Source organism: Mesorhizobium koreense (assembly GCF_031656215.1).
In the GTDB taxonomy this organism is placed as follows: domain Bacteria; phylum Pseudomonadota; class Alphaproteobacteria; order Rhizobiales; family Rhizobiaceae; genus Mesorhizobium_L; species Mesorhizobium_L koreense.
The window spans coordinates 3,187,622-3,205,338 of the sequence record NZ_CP134228.1 but is presented as its reverse complement, the minus strand read 5'-3'; the positions used below and the strand labels follow the sequence as shown (position 1 = coordinate 3,205,338).

Below are 17,717 nucleotides of genomic sequence, written 5' to 3'. Positions count from 1 at the left end.
TTGTCATCGGTTGGGGCTTGGCATGCACACGAGGAGATGCGGCCGGCCGACGCCTTCGGGCAGGCGAGCGGCGGCCGTTATATTCGACAGAAGCCGGGTGCGTACGAGTTGCGCGGCAATCGCCAAGGTGGCGACGGTCATGATGGCGGCGGCGAACCGGAAAGGGACGGGCTGGCCGACCAGGAGAGCAAGGGTGGCACCCCAGACCGCGAGGTAATAGACGACGAACCAGTTGCGCGCCCGCGCCTCGACCACGAGGTCCTGCACTCGCGGCGTCGCCATCTTGCCGAGGACGGGACCGTAGCATTCGAGCCATGTGAGGAAGGCGACGATCTTGTACAATTTGGCGAGGCCGAGCCCGCCCAGCCACCCAAAGGCGACGAGGAAGACGAGTGCGCCTACCTGTTCGGCGAATCTGCCAAGAGCGAGCAGTGCGGCCGCCAGAACGATGGACGCTGCAAGGGAAGCGAGAGCGAACGCGGCCATTCGGCTGTTCAGTTCGATGATGCGGCGCTTGCGGGCCCGGTAGAGATGGACGGCATCGGCGAGGTAGAGCGCGATCGCGACTGCGCCGAGGGCGCCGCCTAGAAGAAGCGCGGGAAAAACGGACATATTGCCAAGCAGCGATGCGAGGCCGCCCAATATGGCTACGGCAAGCGCGCTGGTGCCGAGCCAGAAGACGGCTTGCGGTCTCCGCCCGTTCAGTTCGGGCGCCAGCATGAACATCGCGAGCAGGCGATAGCTCACGCCGATCGCCGCCAAGGTAAGCCAGCCGCCAAGGCCGGCCGAGACATGGAGGGGAAGCCCGTAACCGGCAATCGCAAGAAGCGCGTCCGAATGCACCGTCGTGCCGAAGACAAAGCTGAATATCGCGCCAAGTGTGACGGTTGCCGCCAGGCAAATGAGCGCCACCGCGACGAAACGTGCTTGCAGCGGCAGCGGACGCGCCTGCCAGAGCGTGCGGCCGAGATTGTAGAGGACAAGCGCAAAGCCGATCGCGAGCGAGATGGCGCCATAAGGAAGCAGCGAAGGTGCGAAATCGATCGCGCCGGCGAGTTGGAGGAAGCCGGCGAGCAATGCGCCGAGCCCCGCCAGCAGGAATAGCAGTGTCGGGAGCGGCAGCGTGTTGCTGTAAAGGGAGCGCGCGACAAGGACAGGGACGAATTGGAAGAGCGCGCCGCACAGGAGGAGGCTCAGCCAGCCGATTGCGATAAGATGAACAAGAACAAGTGTCTGCGGCGCCTGAATGGGGACGGCTGGAAAGCCATAGCCGGCAACCATGAGCACCTCGCCCAGAAGGAGCGAGATAATCGCCACGGCGAAATAGGCCATGGTCCAGCGCGAGAGTGAGACACCGATCATAACGGCAACCCGGAAGAGCGGCGCCGGCCGGACCGGCGCCGCGAATGAAACGAATTATGCGGCCTTGGCGTGCTTGCCGATCTCGACGCGCCAGACCTGCGGCCCCCGCTCGACATAGGTCCAGGAATACTGGTTGGGGTATTCGGCCTCGAGTTGATAATAGAGCGGCTTGGGATCGTGATCGTTGACGAGAATGAACGACGCGCCCGGTTGCAATGCATCGACGAGCTGGAAGATCTTCGCGTGCCGCTGGGCGGGAATGAGGCTGCGGACGTCGATGATCTCGGCGCCACTTGATGCTTCGGTCATAGGGCTTTCTCCTTCGTTTGAAGAGGTGTCGGTTTCGCCGGTCGGGCCCCGCCGGCGGTGCTTAGGCGGTTATCGTGAAGCTCACCGAACGAGTGTCGATCCTAAAAGATACATTGTCAATATATCTTTTAAGAGTTATGGAGACAGCCAACGTAACGGCGTTCCTGGCGCGCTTTCGGGCATGTCCGGATGTCGGCGGAACGAAGCGGCCTCTAATGGACGAGGTGAGAGAAATGACGGAAGTGGTGATGGAGAGGTTCCGGATGGCCGCGAATGGCGTGCGGCAGGAAATCGGCCCCGAGGACCGGGAGTTGCTCGCCTACTACGAGTCGCTGGTCGCCTCCGACTATGATCGGTGCCATCCGGGTGATTCCTTCGAGGCGATGAAGCTTCGTGCCCGCTTTTCGAAAGAGGATCAGGGCCTTCTGAACGAGTGGATGGCTCTTGCCGCCGCGAGAGCCGCAAAGCTTCCGCGCGGGCGACGGGCGGCCAAGGTGGATCAGGCCGCCGCGTAAGACGCGGCGTCGTGACGGTATCGTCCCGACAAAAAGACGCATTGAAAATATTTCTTTTGCGCGCGACGACTGCACAACCCCACTGGGCATCCAATGACATATGTGGTCACCGACAATTGCATCAAATGCAAGTTCACCGATTGCGTCGAAGTCTGCCCGGTCGATTGCTTCTACGAAGGCGAGAACATGCTCGTCATCCACCCCGACGAGTGCATCGATTGCGGCGTGTGCGTTCCCGAGTGTCCGGCCGAGGCGATCTTCCCGGATACCGACCCGACGGTCGGGGCGGACTGGCTGCGGCTCAACCATGAATACGCGGACAAATGGCCCAACATCACGCGGAAGAAGCCGCCGCTGCCTGACGCGGACCAACTGAACGGCACCTCCGACAAGCTTCGTTTCTTTAGCCCTGAACCAGGAGAGGGAGACGCCTGAAGGCCCCCACACCGCTCATCCCGGGCGGCGTATGAAAGGAAAAGAAAATGCGTTATTCATTCGTGGCAATCGCGGCCGGCGCCCTGGCATTGACGGTGATCGGCGGTGCGCAGGCGGCCGAGGTCGAGGTCAAGATGCTCAATCACGGCGCCAGCGGCGCCTACGTTTTCGAGCCTGACCTGGTCCGCATCCAGCCCGGAGACAGTGTCCATTTCGTCGCGGCGGACAAGGGACATGACGCCGCCAGCATCGACGGTATGATGCCGGCAGGCGCCAAGCCGTTTACCGGCAAGATCAGCCAGGACATAACCGTCAAGTTCGATGTTCCCGGGGCGTACGGCGTCAAGTGCCAGCCGCATTATGCGATGGGGATGGTCGCGCTCGTCGTCGTCGGCACGCCGACCAATCTCGATGCGGCCAAGGCCTTCAAGACGCCCGGCAAGGCGAAGGCGAAGTTCGCGGACCTTTTCAAGCAATACGCCGCGAGCGCCAAGTAACAGAAGGCCATTGCATCTGGGCTCGACGTCAGTCCGGCGCGTCCTCGTCATCGAAGAGGACGCGCTCGGCGGCTCCGTCGAGGTCCTGATATTGACCGCTTCTCATCGACCATAAGAACGCGCCGAGCCCCACCGCGCCGAGCACGAACGATATGGGGATGAGATAGATGAGGATGCTCATTCTGCGGGCTGCGTGGCGGCGTTTGAAGGAGCGGCTTGGAGAGAAGGCCGGTCCAGCGCCTGCTTGAAGGACTTTGCCCTGCCGTTGAGGCGCATGGCGTTCGCTACGACGATCAGTGACGATCCCGACATGGCGAGCGCGGCGGCAAGCGGCGTGACGAAGCCGGCGATCGCGAAGGGCAGCGCGACCGCGTTGTAGAGGACGGCGAGCGCGAAATTCTCCCGGATCAGCCGGCGGGTGCGTCTGGCGATGACGAAGGCGAAAGGCACCGCTTCGAGGCTGTCGCGCGTGAAGACGAAATCGGCGGCGTTGCGGCCGACATCGACAGCGCTGGAAGGAGCCATCGAAACATGGGCCGCGGTTAGCGCGGGTGCGTCGTTGAGCCCGTCGCCGATCATGAATGTCTTGTGCCCGGCTTCAGCCAGTGCCTTGAGCCGGGCGAGCTTGCCGTCAGGCCGGATGCCGGCTTCGAATCGTTCGACACCGATTGTATCGGCGAGATCCCGAACAGCCGCTTCATGGTCGCCTGAAAGGATTTCTACGCCGAGCCCTGCATTCTTCAGCGCGCCTGTCGCTTCCTTCGCGCCGGCCCGTAGCCGTTCGTGGAAGGCGAAGGTCGCAACGAGGCATCCGTCCCTCGACAGGACGCTGCAAGGATAGCGAAGCGGCACTGAAACCATTGCCGGATCGTCGAGCGCCCAGTCGGCACGACCGAGACGAATGACGGCCCCATCGAACCGCGCTTCCAGGCCGTGCCCCGGCATTTCCCTTATATCGGTTGCATGCGGTTTTGTTCCGCCGCACGCCCTATGGGCGGCGACAAGCGCAAGCGACTGGGGATGGCGCGAATGAACGGCCAGCGCCGCTGCGAGGCTTAGCGCGTCGGGATCGGCGCGGTCAGGATCGACAAGTTCCGGGCGTCCGGCCGTCAGCGTGCCGGTCTTGTCGAAGACGACCGTGTCGGCCTCGGCGAGGCGTTCGAGCCCCGCTCCGTCCTTGACCATGATGCCGCGCTCGAAGAGCCGCCTTGCGGCGATCACCTGCACGATCGGCACGGCGAGACCAAGCGCGCAGGGGCAGGTGATGATGAGCACGGCGACCGCGACCGTGGCGGCGCGGTGGTAGTCTCCGGTGGCGAAAGCCCAGCCGAGGAAGGAGAGGAGCGCCGCTGAGTGCACCACCGGTGCATAGAGGCCGGCTGCCCGGTCGGCGAGGCGGCGATAGGCGGAGCGACCGGCTTCTGCGGCCGTCATCAGCCGAACCATTTCCGCCAGGAAGGAATCGTCTGCCGTGGCGGTCGCCTCGAGCCTGAGCGGGGCGGTCAGGTTCAGCGTGCCGGCCTCGACAATGGCGCCGGCTGTGATGGCGACCGGCGCGCTTTCGCCCGTCACCAGCGAACGGTCGAGTTCAGAGGCGCCGGCGAGCACCCGGCCGTCGACCGGCACCCTTTCACCGGCCGCGACCAGGATATTCATGCCGGGCTCGATCTTACCGACCGGCACATAGGCGCTGGTTCCGTCCTGATACTCGACCGTTGCGCCGCGCGGCGTGAGTTTCGCGAGGTCGCCAACCGCCGTGCGCGCCTTTGCCCGCATGACATGGTCAAGCGCCCGTCCGATCAACAGGAAGAAAATCAACATGACGGTCGCGTCGAAATAGGCATGCGGACCGCCATTGCTCATGTCGTAGAGGCTCATGGCGAAGGCGAGCGATACGCCGATCGAGATAGGCACGTCCATGTTGGTGCGGCCGTGGCGAAGCGCTGCCCATGCGGACCGGTAGAAGATGCGGCCCGAATAGAGGAGGACCGGCAGCGCGATTATCGCCGAGAGCAGATGAAACAGGTTGCGAAGCTCGGGCCCCGCGCCGGCCCATACCGATACCGAGAACGCCATAATGTTGGCGGAGGCGAAGCCCGCCACGGCAAGCGCGCGGATGAGTTCGGCTAGCGTCTTGTCGGTGCCGCCGCCGGCCTCGCTGTCCGCAAGATGCGGGGCGTGTCCGATGGCGGAAAGCGTTTCAGCGATCTGTGGTGGGGTGCCGCCTTCAGGCCAGCGGACCGTGACGCTTTTCGTCGTCAGGTTTGCGCGGGCCTCGGCCACGCCCTCGAGGTTTCCGAGTGTCCGCTCGATGGTCCTCAGGCAGCCGCCGCAATGGATGGACGGGACCGACAACCGCACCTCGCGCAAATGGCCCGCGACCGCGCGGCTGGCGAGCAAGAGTTCCTCGCGCGAGGGCAGGGCGCCATGCCCGCTCCCGGCGGGGGTTCTCTCCGTCGCTTCCGGCGCATGGCGGTTCATGCAAGGGCTCCGACGGCCTCCCCGTCGGCTGCCTCGGTACGCGGTCCCCGCATCGCCGAAAATGCGTGCCACGTGGCATGGCCTAGAACGGGGAACACGATGATGAGGCCGATGAGGCCGGTAAGCACGCAAAGGCCGAAGAGGCAGACGATGATCGCCGCCCAGGTGAGCATGACCGGAAGGTTGTTCCAGACGAGTGCCATGCTCTGTCCCATGGCCGTCAGCGCGTCGGTCCGCTCGTCCAGCAATCGGGGAACGGCAAACACGCTGATAGCGAAGGAAAAGGCCGCGAACAGGCCGCCGATCAGGCTGCCGACGATGAGAAGCGCCCAGCCGGAAGGTGTGCCGATCAGGACCGGGACGATAGTATCGAGCCCGGAGAATGGGCGGAGCCCGAAGAAAAGCGCGTAGATCAGGATGGCTGAGCGGTTCCACAGAACCATAAGCAGACAGAGAAGCAGGCCGACAAAGACGATCTGGCCGCCCGACCGGATCCTGACGAATAGCATGTTCGCGAGCGTGACGGGCTCGCCGGCCGCGAGACGCCGGCTCTTCTCATAGAGTCCCGTGGCGGCGAGCGGCGCGATCACCAGAAAGCCCGAAAGCGCAGGAAACAGGATGTAGTCGTAGCCGAGATTGAAGATCGAGTAGACGACCAAAAGCGAAACGGCGAAGACGGCGATGCCATAGATGAGGCTCAATCCCGGCTGCCGGACAAAATCCCGCCATCCGGCCGAAAGCCAGCCGAATGCGGCCGCCGGCGGCACATGGCGACGCCAATCCCTCCTTGTCGCGGGGATCGGCGGAAGGACCGGGGGAAGCTGCACATCCGTATTTCTTGCGATCGCCATGATGATCCTCCCTGGTCAGCAGGATGATTGCGCAGCACGGAACCGGCCGTCCGGCCCCGGCGCCTTGAGATGGGCCACGCAATCGGGCTGTGAACTTACCGACCTCCATATGAGATGCGCGTTGGCGGCGGCGAAGAGGCCGATCCCCGCGAAGACCGCCAGCGCCACTTTGGCCCGTGTCCCGATTCGCGCGGTCATGGTGAAACACGTCCGAGATCGAGGACGTAGAGCGTCAGGATCTTGCGATCCGCATCGCTGATCCGGTTTTCCCATGTCGGCATATGACCCTGCCGTCCGTCATAGACCGAATTGTAGATGGACGCCTCGTCACCGCCGTAGAGCCAGAAATCGTCGGTCAGGTCGGGGGCGCCGACCTCCGTGTTGCCCTTGCCGTCCGTGCCATGGCAGGCGACGCAATTATCCTCGAACACTTTCTTGCCTGCAGCCACTTGCTCCGCGGAGGTCTTGCCCTCTCCGCCCGGATGCGAGAGCGAATAGACATAGGCGACAACGTTGGTGATCGCCGTATTGTCCAGCATGCCGTCCTTGCCCCATGCCGGCATCTGGGCGGCGCGGCTGTCAGGGTGCTCGGAATTGATGCCGACACGGATGGTTTGGAAGACCGCATCCGGTGTACCGCCCCAGAGCCAGGCCTTGTCGATCAGGTCGGGGAAACCGGGGCCGCCCGTCGCCTTGACGCCATGGCAGGCGGCGCAATTGTCGCCGAAGAGGGCGTGGCCCGTCTCGCGTACGTCCTTCATGAGCGCCGGGTCGGCCTGGATTGCGGCAAAATCCTCTTTTTCGATCCGGTTCATCCAGACGGAACGTTCCTCCTTTGCGGCTTGCAAATGGGCGGCCACGTCCTTGCGGACATCGTCGCCGAGCAGGCCCTTGGTATAGGTTGTGCCCAGCGGCCATGCCGGCATCAGGATCCACCAGAGTATGGAAAACGCCACCGAGCCGATCAGGAAGGCCCAGATCAGCCAGGGAACGGCGGTGTTGAGTTCCTTGATGCCGTTCCATTCATGTCCGGTGGTGCCGTGACCCGTATAGGGGTCGCGTTCGATCACTCCCATGGCCCGCTCTCATCGTTCATGATGCTGTTCTTCGCGCGGGTGAAGCGCTTCCGGTTGCCCGGCCAGAAAGTATAGGCGAGCACGCCGATCGACAGCGCGATCAGGTAGAAAAGCCCCCACGACTTGGCGATGGCGACCAGGGTTTCATGCGCCGGTCCGGTCATTTGATCCCTCCGGTCACTTCCTGCTTATGGGCCGCGTCGGTCAGGCGGCCGAGGATCTGGAGATAGGCCACCAATGCGTCCATCTCAGTCACTTTTCCGGCGTCGCCGTCGAAGACGCGGATGTCGGTGGCTTCACCGTATCGCGCCTTCACGCCTTCGGCCTGCGGGCTGTCGGGCGCCGCCTGGCCATAGGCGTCGCTGGCCGCGTTCGCCACCATTTCGTCGGTATAAGGAACGCCGAGTTCCTTCTGCGTGGCCAGGTGCTCGGAGAGGTCGTCGATACGCAGTTCAGTGCGCTTCAGGAACGGATAGGCCGGCATGATCGATTCCGGCACGACGTCGCGCGGATTGTTGAGATGCTCGGCCTGCCACTGGTCGGAATACTTGTTGCCGATGCGCGCCAGGTCCGGGCCGGTCCGCTTCGAGCCCCACAGCATCGGGTGATCATATTGCGACTCGACCGCGAGCGAGTAGGGGCCGTAGCGCTCGACCTCGTCGCGCAGCGTACGGATCATCTGGCTGTGGCACGCGTAGCAGCCCTCGCGGATGTAGATGTTGCGACCGGCGAGTTCGAGCGGCGTATAGACACGCATGTCGGGCGCTTTTTCCACGGTCTGATGAATCGTGAAGAGCGGTGCGATTTCCACGATGCCGCCGATGCTGGCGACCACGATGATGCCGATGGCAAGGCCAATCGAGTAGCGCTCAAGCTTGTAGTGGGTCTTGAACATGGCCGCTCATTCCCCCGCTTGCAGGATAGGCCGGGAGGGTTCGGCTGTGACAGGTTTGTCGGCACGCGTTCCTTCAACAGCCGGGACGGCGCGCATCGTCATCCAGATGTTGTAGGCGCCGACAGCCGTGCCGATGAGGAACAACAGGCCGCCGAACGCGCGGGCGATATAGTAGGGATGCATGGCGATGAGGGAATCGACGAAGGAATAGGCGAGCGTGCCGCTGTCGTTATAGGTGCGCCACATCAGGCCTTGCGTGATGCCCGAGTTCCACATCGCGAAGACGTAGACGAAGGCACCGGCGATCGCGAGCCAGAAATGGACCTCCACCAATGCCGGCGAATACATCCTCTCGCGCTTCCACAATTGCGGAACGAGATAGTAGAATGCGCCGAAGATGATCATCGAGTTCCAGCCGAGCGTTCCGGCATGGACATGGGCCACGGTCCAGTCGGTATAGTGCGACAGCGAGTTGACGGGCCGGATGGCGAGGAAGGAGCCCTCGAAGGTCGCCAGCCCGTAGAAGACCGCCGCGACCATCATGAAGCGCAGCGTGGCGTCGTCGCGCACCTTGTGCCAAGCGCCGTTCAGCGTCAGCAGCGCATTGGCCGCCGCAATCCATGACGGGACGAGAAGCATGACGGAGAAGGTCATGCCGAGCGTCTGCACCCATTGCGGCAGCGCCGTATAATGCAGGTGGTGCGAGCCGACCCAGATATAGAAGAAGGTGATGCCCCAGAAGCCGATGATCGACATCCGGTAGGAATAGATGGGACGGCCGGCGCGCTTCGGCAGGTAATAATAGAGCATGCCGAGGAAGCCCGCAGTCAGGAAGAAGGCGACTGCGTTGTGGCCGTACCACCACTGCACCATGGCGTCCTGCACGCCGGCGAAGAGGCTATAACTCTTGGAGCTTCCCAGAGAAATCGGCAAAGCGAGGTTGTTGACGATGTGGAGCATCGCCACCACGAGGATGAACGCCAAGAAGTACCAGTTGGACACGTAGATGTGCGGTTCCCTGCGCCGCGCGAGCGTACGCAGGTAGAGCACGAAATAGGTGACCCAGACGATGACCAGCCAAATGTCGGCATACCATTCCGGCTCGGCATATTCCTTGGACTGGGTGATGCCCATCGGGTAGCCGGTGACGGCGAGCAGGCAGAAGAGATTGTAGCCGGCGAGCACGAACCAGGGGCTTAGCTGGTCCGGCATGCGCGCCCGTGAAGTGCGCTGCATGACATGGAAGGAGGTGGCGATCAGCGCGTTGCCACCGAAGCCGAAGATGATGCCGGTGGTGTGGATCGGCCGGAGCCGCCCGAAGCTCGACCATGCCCCGTCGAATCTCAGGTCAGGATAGGCAAGCTGCCAGGCGACCCAATCGCCGAAGACCATGCCGACCAGCGCCCACACCATGGCGATGACGATGCCGACCTTGATCGGCTCGTCGAAATAGGACGACAGCCGTTCGGGCGACGGTTCGGGATCGTAATAGCCGCGCAGGATGAAGAAGGCGCTGCCCAGCCCGGCAAGCAGGATAAGGAGGCCATGCGTGCCGATCGGATCGTGCCGGCCGGCTGCCGCCAGGACGATGCCGCAGAGCGCGACAAGGACGGAAATGAGAAGCGCGATCTGGCGCTCGTTGATGGTCATCGTGGAAATCATGCGGCCACCATTTCCTCGAAAAATCCGGCGCGGACAACACGCCGATCATTGCTGCTCGAGCTGCGCTCGCGCCGCCCGAAAAACATATATTGCCCGTATATCTTAAGGGTATGGCTGACGGTATGGAGCTTTTTGTCGCTGCCCCGAAGCCCCCGAAACAGACCGGATGTCGGCGGCTTTCTTGAAGCCGTTTCCGTCCGTCCGCCCGGCACGCTGCCGGCAACCCAGGGGCCGGCGGCCGGCCTATTGCACCAGCGGAGAGGCGCTTGCTGCAAGATCGACCCCCTCTATCTCGGCACGGCCGGCCAGCAAGCTGACATATTGGCGCAGCGCCTTCTCCTCCACCGACGCGCTCAGTCTTTCCGCAATCCGGTCGCGTGCCATCTCGAAGGGCAGTTTCTTCCCCGGAAGGCGCTGGTCTATGGCGACGATATGGAAGCCATAGCGCGTCTTGACCAGTTCGCGCAGGATACCGGTCGGCCCCAGCTTGAACAAGGCGGCCTCGAATTCCGGCACCATGTCGCCGCGCCCAATCTGGCCGAGATTGCCGCCCTGTTCGCCGGAGGGGCAGTTGGAAAGCTCGGCTGCAAGTTCGGTGAACCGGTCCGGCTCGGCGAGCAGCGTGTTCAGAGTCTCCTCGGCCCGCGCCCTGATCTGCGGCACGTTCACCTGCGGCGTTATCTGGAACAATATATGCCGCGCATGGACGAGGTCGCCGCTTTCGAACTCCGCGGGGTTCCGTTCGTAGTAGCGGCGGCATTCGGCGTCGGTCGGCTGCGGCGTCGTCACTTCCTTGTCCAGAAGCGCCTCGATCGCCGCCTCGATCGTTTCCTCGTCCTCGTCGGCCGGGCCAAGCAGGCCGATCGCGATCGCGCGCTGTCTCAAAAGCTCGCGCGCGGCAGCAAACTCGGCCGGGGCATCGGCCTCGACTGTAACCGCCATGCCGTTGACCGAGAGGATCATGACCGCACCGGTTGGTCGGCGCGGGTCTTCGGCGTGCGCACGATCTGGTAAGGACGGAACAGATAGGCGAGGGCGCCGGCGCCGCTCCAGATATGGATCATGCGGGTGAAGGGCGAGACGAGGAAGATCGTGAAGCCCAGCAATATGTGCAGCTTGTAGGTCAGCGGCACATGCAGCATCAGCGCCGCCGCCCCGCCGTCGAGCGTCACGATGCCCTTCACGTAGCTGGTCAGCGTCTCGAACAGCTCGCCGTCCATGTGGAAGGCCGAGAGCGGCACGGTGAGCAGGCCGAGCGCTAGTTGCAGCCACAGCATGAAAGTAATGGCGATATCCCATTTGCGGCTGTTCAGTCGGATACGAGGATCGGTCAGCCGTCGATGGATGAGGATGGTCAGGCCGACGATGGCGGTGAGCCCGGCGATGCCGCCCACCACCATGGCGAGAAGCTGGTGCATGACCGGCGACAGCGCCCAGTCGACCGCCCAATGTGGTGCCAGGAAGCCGGCGAAATGGCCGAGGATGACGATGATGACGCCGTAATGGAAGAGATTGGAGCCCAGCCGAAGCTCGCGCTTGCGCAGCATCTGCGAGGAATCGCTCTTCCATGTGTAGGGCTCGCGGTCGAAGCGGATGAGGCTGCCGATCAGGAGCACCACGAGGCAGATATAGGGGTAGACCCCGAAGAGCAGCGTGTTGACGTAGGAATTGGTGAGCATGGACCTTCCTCCTCACATCGTGGAACCGCCGCCTGGTGTGGCGGCATCGGCAAAGGCGGGGCGCTCGGCCCAGTCGCGGTCGAGCGTTTCCGGCTGCTCGGCGACCGGCTTCACGCCGGCCGTATCGACGGGCTTTTCGCCGGCGATGACGAGAAGCGCCTGCGGCACGGCCGAGTAGGAACTTTGCCGGGCGATAAGCGACCGGGCGATAGACCGGACGATATGGGCGCAGTCCGCCAACATGTCGCGGGCTTCCGCCATGTCGCGTTGGCTGAGATATTCGAGCACGACCGGCAGGTAGTCCGGCAGCTCGGAACTGTTCAGTTCGAAGCCGGCCGCGGCGTAGAGCGCCTTGAGTTCGACCATCGCCGTCCCCCGGTCGCGGCCGTCACCGTGCAAGTGTTCGAAGAGATGTAGCGACAGCGCCCGACCGCGGTCGAAGAGATCGACATAGCGCTCCTCCGCCGCAAGCAGATTGCCTTCACCGATCTCGTCGATCAGGGCGAGCAGCTTTTCGCGCTCATGCGCGCCGACGAGCGGCGACGCCCGCACGACTTCCGCGATCTCGGGCAGGGCTTGCCGCATCTCCTCGCTCGGGTAGGAGAGGAGCGCGCTGAAGGCCTTGAAGATCAGCATCGATCGACCCTCACGTATCGAGCGGCCGCATGGGGTTCAGCTTGCGCCGCCCCATCTTGCCGCCGAAGAGGGTGGAGTGCGGCGGGCCGAAATCGCAGCCATTGCCGAAGGAGAAGCCGCACGAGCCTTTCAGCCCGTAGGCGTCCTCCGCTTCCTCGCGGTGGCTGGTCGGGATCACGAAGCGGTCCTCGTAGTTGGCGATGGCGAGATAGCGGTGCATCTCCTCCACCTGCGCGACCGAAAGCCCGGCCTGTGCCAGCACAGTCTCGCCGTCGCCCTCGCCGAGCTGGCGCTGGCGGAAATAGATGCGCATGGCCAGCATTCGCTCCAGCGCCGAGACGATCGGCGCCTCGGCGCCGGCGGTAAGAAGATTGGCGAGATAGCGCACCGGGATGCGTAGCGAGCGCACGTCGGGGATTTCGCCGACCGTGTCGATGGCGCCGGCATTGGCGTGCGACTGGATAGGCGAGAGCGGCGGCACATACCAGACCATCGGCAGCGTGCGGTATTCGGGATGGAGCGGGAAGGCGATCTTCCAGTCCACCGCCATCTTGTAGGCGGGCGAGCGCTGCGCCGCCTCGATCCAGTTGTCGGCGATGCCGCCCGCGCGGGCCTGCTCGATAACGGCCGGGTCGTTCGGGTCGAGGAAGAGCTTGAGCTGCTCTTCATAGAGGTCCTGCTCGTCCTCGACGGAAGCCGCCTTCTCGATGCCGTCGGCATCATAGAGCAGTACGCCGAGATAGCGGATGCGTCCCACGCAGGTTTCCGAGCACACGGTCGGCTGGCCAGCCTCGATGCGCGGATAGCAGAAGATGCACTTCTCCGCCTTTCCCGAGGTCCAGTTGTAGTAGATCTTCTTGTAGGGACAGCCCGAAACGCACATGCGCCAGCCGCGGCACTTGTCCTGGTCGATCAGGACGATGCCGTCCTCCTCGCGCTTGTAGATCGAGCCGGATGGACAGGAGGCGACGCAGCTTGGGTTGAGGCAGTGCTCGCACAGCCTCGGCAGATACATCATGAAGGTGTTCTCGAACTGCCCGTAGATGTCCTTCTGCACCGCCTCGAAATTGTAGTCCTGAGAGCGCTTGTCGAACTCGCCGCCGAGGATCTCCTCCCAGTTCGGCCCCCATTCGATCTTCTCCATCGGCCTTCCGGTGACGAGCGACAGCGGCCGCGCGACGGGCGTTGTCGGCAGCTCCGGCGCCTTCTGCAGATGCTCGTAGTCGAAGGTGAAGGGCTCGTAATAGTCGTCGATCTCGGGCAGGTTAGGGTTGGCGAAGATCTTGGCCAGAACGGCGAGCTTGCCGCCCTGCTTCGGCACGATCTTCCCGTTCTTCTTGCGCTGCCAGCCGCCCTTCCAGCGCTCCTGGTTTTCCCAGTCCTTGGGATAGCCGATACCGGGCTTGGTCTCGACATTGTTGAACCAGGCGTATTCCATGCCCTGCCGCGAGGTCCAGACCTGCTTGCAGGTGACGGAACAGGTGTGGCAGCCGATGCATTTGTCGAGGTTGAGCACCATCGCAACCTGTGCGCGGATCTTCATGATGCGGCCTCCTCGGCAATCGGATCGACGGGATTGGAGCGGTCGAGCCACTCGACCTTGACAAGTTTGCGCAGCACGACGAACTCGTCGCGGTTGGAGCCGACCGTCCCGTAGTAATTGAAGCCGTAGGAAAGCTGCGCGTAGCCGCCGACCATGTGGGTGGGTTTCAAGACCGTGCGCGTCACCGAATTGTGGATGCCGCCGCGCTGGCCGGTGATCTGCGATCCCGGCACGTTCACGATCTTTTCCTGCGCATGGTACATCATGCACATGCCTTCCTGGACACGCTGGCTGACCACGGCACGCGCTGCGATCGCACCGTTCAGGTTGAAGAGTTCGATCCAGTCATTGTCGACGATGCCGGCTTTCTTCGCGTCCGTCTCCGATATCCACACGATCGGCCCGCCGCGCGACAGCGTCAGCATGATGAGATTGTCGGTATAAGTGGAGTGGATTCCCCATTTCTGGTGCGGGGTGATGAAGTTGAGGACGATTTCTTTTTCGTCGTTCGCCTTCTTGCCGAGCATGGCATTGGCCGTGCGCGTATCGATCGGCGGTCGGTAGACGGCGAGGCTTTCGCCGAAATCGCGGAACCAGCGATGATCCTGATAGAATTGCTGGCGGCCGGTTATGGTGCGCCACGGGATAAGCTCGTTCACGTTCGTGTAGCCGGCCGTATAGGAGACGTGCTCGCTCTCGATGCCGGACCATGTCGGCGAGGAGATGATCTTGCGCGGCTGCGCCTGGATGTCGCGGAAGCGGATTTTCTCGTCTTTTCGGGTGTCGGCAAGATGGACGTGGTTGCGCCCGGTGATTTTCCCCAGCGCCTGCCACGCCTTAACTGCCACCTCGCCGTTGGTTTCCGGCGCGAGATACATGATGGTTTCGGCGGCATCGATGTCGCTGTCGATGCGCGGCCGGTCGTCGGTCGGCCCGCCGTCGTTGACGCGACGGTCCAGCGCCCCAAGCCCTTTCACCTCGGTCTCGGTGTTCCACGAGATGCCCTTGCCGCCATTGCCGAGCTTGTCGGCGAGCGGCCCGAGCGCGGTATAGCGGCGGTATGTGTTGGGGTAGTCGCGCTCGACCACCGCAATCTGCGGCGCGGTGACGCCTGGCACGAGATCGCATTCGCCCTTCTTCCAGTCCTGCACCTCGAAGGGCTGGGCAAGCTCGGCCGGCGTGTCGTGCTGGACGGGGGTCAGCACCACATCGCGCTCGACGCCGAGATGGCCTTCCGACAGTTCGGAAAAGCGCTTCGCGATCGCCTTGTAGGTCTCCCAGTCGCTCTTTGATTCCCATACCGGATCCACCGCCGCCGAGAGTGGATGGATGAAGGGGTGCATGTCGGAGGTGTTGAGGTCGTTCTTCTCGTACCAGGTGGCGGTCGGCAGCACGATGTCGGAGTAGAGGCAACTCGTCGACATGCGGAAATCGAGCGTCACCACGAGGTCGAGCTTGCCTTCCGGCGCCGGGTCGCGCCACTCGACCTCGGCCGGCTTCTCGCGGCCTTCCTCGCCGAGGTCCTTGCCTTGCAGGCCGTGCCGCGTGCCGAGAAAATGGCGCAGGAAATATTCGTGCCCTTTGCCCGAAGAGCCGAAAAGGTTCGAGCGCCAGATGAACAGGTTGCGCGGGAAGTTGACCGGATTGTCAGGGTCCTCGCAGGCCATGGCAAGCTCGCCGGATTTCAGGCCGGCGACGACATGGTCCTTGACCTCGCTGCCCGCTTTCTCCGCCTCGGTTGCGAGCGTCAGCGGATTGACGTTGAGTTGCGGTGCCGAGGGCAGCCAGCCCATGCGCTCGGCCTTGACGTTCAGGTCGATCATCGAGCCACGGTAGGGCGCCGGGTCGGCAAGCGGCGACAGCAGTTCCGACACGTCGAGCTTCTCGTAGCGCCACTGGTCGGAATGCGCGTAGAAGAAGGAGGTGCCGTTCATGTGGCGCGGCGGCCGTACCCAGTCGAGCGCGAAGGCGAGCATGGTCCAGCCGGTCTGCGGCCTGAGCTTCTCCTGCCCGACGTAATGCGCCCAGCCGCCCCCGGAGACGCCCACGGTCCCGCATAGCATCAGCATGTTGATGATCGAGCGGTAGCCCATGTCCTGGTGGTACCAGTGGTTCATGCCTGCCCCGATGATGACCATCGAGCGGCCCTTGGTCTTCTCGGCATTCTTCGCGAAGCCGCGCGCGACCTCGATCGCATGGGCGGCCGAGACGCCGGTGATTTTCTCCTGCCAGGCGGGCGTGTAGGGCACATTGTCGTCGAAGCCCTTGGCGCAATCACCGCCAAGGCCGCGGTCGAGCCCGTAATTGGCGCAAAGGAGGTCGAACACGGTTGCCACGTAGCTCTCGCCGTCGGCGAGCTTGATGCGTCGCACCGGCACGTTGCGCAAAAGCACGTCGCCGCCCTGGTCGTTGCCGGCGAAATGCGGATGCGGCGTACCGCCGAAATAGGGGAAGGCGACCGGCAGCACATCGTCGCGCCGGTCGATGAGGGTGAGGCCGAGCCTGACGTCTGTGCCGGTCTCGCCGTCCTTCTCTTCGAGGTTCCAGCGGCCCTTGGGCTCGCCGTCTGCTGGCCAGCGATAGCCGATCGAGCCCTGCGGCACGACGAGGTCGCCGCTTTCCTCAGCCACAGCCACCGTCTTCCAGGCGGCGCGGTCGGACTTCGGCGTCTTGCGGCGCGACTTTTTCTCGCCAACGAGGTCGCTATGGCGCAAATAGCGGTCGGGCACGAAGCGGTCGCCGTCCTTCCTCAGCCGCACCAGCATCGGCAGGTCGGTCAGGCGGCGGCAGTAATCCTCGAAATATGGCGTCTTGCGGTCTAGGAAGAATTCCTTGAGCACGACATGACCCATCGCCATGGCGAGCGCGGCGTCCGTGCCCTGCTTGGGATGCAGCCAGAGATCCGAGAGCTTCGCCACCTCGGAATAGTCGGGCGTGACGGCGACGACATTGGTGCCGTTGTAACGCGCCTCGACGAAGAAATGCGCGTCGGGCGTGCGCGTCTGCGGCACGTTGGAGCCCCAGGCGATGATGTAGCCGGAATTGTACCAGTCGGCCGATTCCGGCACGTCGGTCTGCTCGCCCCAGGTCTGCGGGGAGGAGGGTGGCAGGTCGCAATACCAGTCGTAGAAGGACAGAAGCGTGCCGCCGATGAGGCTGAGATACCGCGCGCCCGAAGCATAGGAGACCATCGACATGGCCGGGATCGGCGAGAAGCCGACGACACGGTCCGGGCCCCATTTCCTGATCGTATGGACATTGGCGGCAGCGATCATCTCGGTCGCCTCGGCCCATGTCGAGCGCACGAAACCGCCGCGACCGCGGATCGCCTTGTAGGCTTTCGCCGTCTTCTCGTCGGCGGTTATGGCGGCCCACGCCTCGACCGGTCCGAGCGTCTTGCGTGCCTCGCGCCACGCCTTGACGAGGCGGCCGCGTATCATCGGGTATTTGATGCGGCTGGCGCTATAGAGATACCAGCTATAGGAGGCGCCGCGCGAACAGCCGCGCGGCTCGTGGTTCGGCATGCCCGGACGGGTGCGCGGATAGTCTGTCTGCTGCGTTTCCCAAGTGACGACACCGCTCTTGACGTAGATTTTCCACGAGCAGGAGCCGGTGCAGTTCACGCCGTGGGTGGACCGCACGATCTTGTCGTGCTGCCAACGCTGTCGGTAGCCTTCCTCCCACATGCGGTCCTCGTCGCGCAACTCGCCATGGCCGTCGGCGAAGGATTCGCGCCGCCGGGAAAGGTAGGTGAGGCGTTCGAGGAAGTGGCTCAT

Annotated in this window: 17 protein-coding genes; 3 read left to right on the top strand and 14 right to left on the bottom strand. The window is 63.6% G+C overall.

The genetic code is table 11. From position 1 onward, the window contains the following. Positions 1 to 3 precede the first annotated feature (3 nt). Together RBH77_RS15270 and RBH77_RS15265 are read right to left on the bottom strand one after the other, a co-directional pair. Complete coding sequence (locus RBH77_RS15270) at positions 4 to 1,362, bottom strand: hypothetical protein (protein ID WP_311028445.1); 1,359 nt, start codon at positions 1,360 to 1,362, stop codon at positions 4 to 6. 54 nt (positions 1,363 to 1,416) lie between these two features. Next, the gene (locus RBH77_RS15265; protein ID WP_311028444.1) at positions 1,417 to 1,671 is read right to left on the bottom strand and encodes a DUF2249 domain-containing protein; all 255 of its coding nucleotides are present in this window, start codon (positions 1,669 to 1,671) and stop codon (positions 1,417 to 1,419) included. A gap of 215 nt (positions 1,672 to 1,886) precedes the next feature. On the opposite strand from RBH77_RS15265, the gene RBH77_RS15260 reads away from it, so the two are divergent. The 3 genes from RBH77_RS15260 to RBH77_RS15250 all read left to right on the top strand — a co-directional run bounded on the left by RBH77_RS15260 (position 1,887) and on the right by RBH77_RS15250 (position 3,118). Further along, positions 1,887 to 2,186: a hypothetical protein gene (locus RBH77_RS15260; protein WP_311028443.1), complete on the top strand. Its 300-nt coding sequence runs from the start codon at positions 1,887 to 1,889 to the stop codon at positions 2,184 to 2,186. Between the two features lie 93 nt (positions 2,187 to 2,279). Then, the gene (gene fdxA / locus RBH77_RS15255) at positions 2,280 to 2,621 is read left to right on the top strand and encodes a ferredoxin FdxA (RefSeq protein WP_311028442.1); all 342 of its coding nucleotides are present in this window, start codon (positions 2,280 to 2,282) and stop codon (positions 2,619 to 2,621) included. Between the two features lie 47 nt (positions 2,622 to 2,668). Next, the gene (locus RBH77_RS15250; protein ID WP_311028441.1) at positions 2,669 to 3,118 is read left to right on the top strand and encodes a pseudoazurin; all 450 of its coding nucleotides are present in this window, start codon (positions 2,669 to 2,671) and stop codon (positions 3,116 to 3,118) included. A gap of 28 nt (positions 3,119 to 3,146) precedes the next feature. On the opposite strand, the gene ccoS is transcribed toward RBH77_RS15250, so the two are convergent. The 12 genes from ccoS to RBH77_RS15190 all read right to left on the bottom strand — a co-directional run bounded on the left by ccoS (position 3,147) and on the right by RBH77_RS15190 (position 17,717). Then, positions 3,147 to 3,299 carry a cbb3-type cytochrome oxidase assembly protein CcoS gene (ccoS, locus tag RBH77_RS15245; protein WP_311028440.1) on the bottom strand — a complete coding sequence of 51 codons (153 nt, stop codon included), beginning with the start codon at positions 3,297 to 3,299 and terminating at the stop codon, positions 3,147 to 3,149. Then, a complete protein-coding gene (locus RBH77_RS15240) occupies positions 3,296 to 5,599 on the bottom strand; it encodes a heavy metal translocating P-type ATPase (protein ID WP_311028439.1) in 2,304 nt (767 codons plus the stop codon). The genes ccoS and RBH77_RS15240 overlap by 4 nt, the downstream gene beginning before the upstream one ends. Beyond that, positions 5,596 to 6,450, bottom strand: a complete 855-nt coding sequence (locus RBH77_RS15235) for a DUF2189 domain-containing protein (protein WP_311028438.1) — start codon at positions 6,448 to 6,450, stop codon at positions 5,596 to 5,598. The genes RBH77_RS15240 and RBH77_RS15235 overlap by 4 nt, the downstream gene beginning before the upstream one ends. Positions 6,451 to 6,644: 194 nt before the next feature. Then, on the bottom strand, positions 6,645 to 7,526 hold the full coding sequence (gene ccoP / locus RBH77_RS15230) for a cytochrome-c oxidase, cbb3-type subunit III (protein WP_311028437.1): 882 nt from the start codon (positions 7,524 to 7,526) through the stop codon (positions 6,645 to 6,647). Beyond that, positions 7,517 to 7,690 carry a cbb3-type cytochrome c oxidase subunit 3 gene (locus RBH77_RS15225; RefSeq protein WP_311028436.1) on the bottom strand — a complete coding sequence of 58 codons (174 nt, stop codon included), beginning with the start codon at positions 7,688 to 7,690 and terminating at the stop codon, positions 7,517 to 7,519. The genes ccoP and RBH77_RS15225 overlap by 10 nt, the downstream gene beginning before the upstream one ends. Then, on the bottom strand, positions 7,687 to 8,421 hold the full coding sequence (gene ccoO / locus RBH77_RS15220; protein ID WP_311028435.1) for a cytochrome-c oxidase, cbb3-type subunit II: 735 nt from the start codon (positions 8,419 to 8,421) through the stop codon (positions 7,687 to 7,689). Before ccoO ends, RBH77_RS15225 begins: the two co-directional genes overlap by 4 nt. 6 nt (positions 8,422 to 8,427) lie before the next feature. Further along, a complete protein-coding gene (gene ccoN / locus RBH77_RS15215) occupies positions 8,428 to 10,083 on the bottom strand; it encodes a cytochrome-c oxidase, cbb3-type subunit I (protein WP_311028434.1) in 1,656 nt (551 codons plus the stop codon). Positions 10,084 to 10,326: 243 nt separating this feature from the next. Next, positions 10,327 to 11,046, bottom strand: coding sequence for a peptidylprolyl isomerase (locus tag RBH77_RS15210; RefSeq protein WP_311028433.1), 720 nt, complete (start codon positions 11,044 to 11,046; stop codon positions 10,327 to 10,329). After that, positions 11,043 to 11,762, bottom strand: a complete 720-nt coding sequence (narI, locus tag RBH77_RS15205; RefSeq protein WP_311028432.1) for a respiratory nitrate reductase subunit gamma — start codon at positions 11,760 to 11,762, stop codon at positions 11,043 to 11,045. The genes RBH77_RS15210 and narI overlap by 4 nt, the downstream gene beginning before the upstream one ends. Positions 11,763 to 11,774: 12 nt before the next feature. Next, complete coding sequence (gene narJ / locus RBH77_RS15200; protein ID WP_311028431.1) at positions 11,775 to 12,398, bottom strand: nitrate reductase molybdenum cofactor assembly chaperone; 624 nt, start codon at positions 12,396 to 12,398, stop codon at positions 11,775 to 11,777. 10 nt (positions 12,399 to 12,408) lie between these two features. Continuing rightward, on the bottom strand, positions 12,409 to 13,941 hold the full coding sequence (gene narH, locus RBH77_RS15195) for a nitrate reductase subunit beta (RefSeq protein WP_311028430.1): 1,533 nt from the start codon (positions 13,939 to 13,941) through the stop codon (positions 12,409 to 12,411). Then, entirely contained in the window at positions 13,938 to 17,717 is a 3,780-nt protein-coding gene (locus RBH77_RS15190) for a nitrate reductase subunit alpha (RefSeq protein ID WP_311028429.1), read from the bottom strand. Before RBH77_RS15190 ends, narH begins: the two co-directional genes overlap by 4 nt.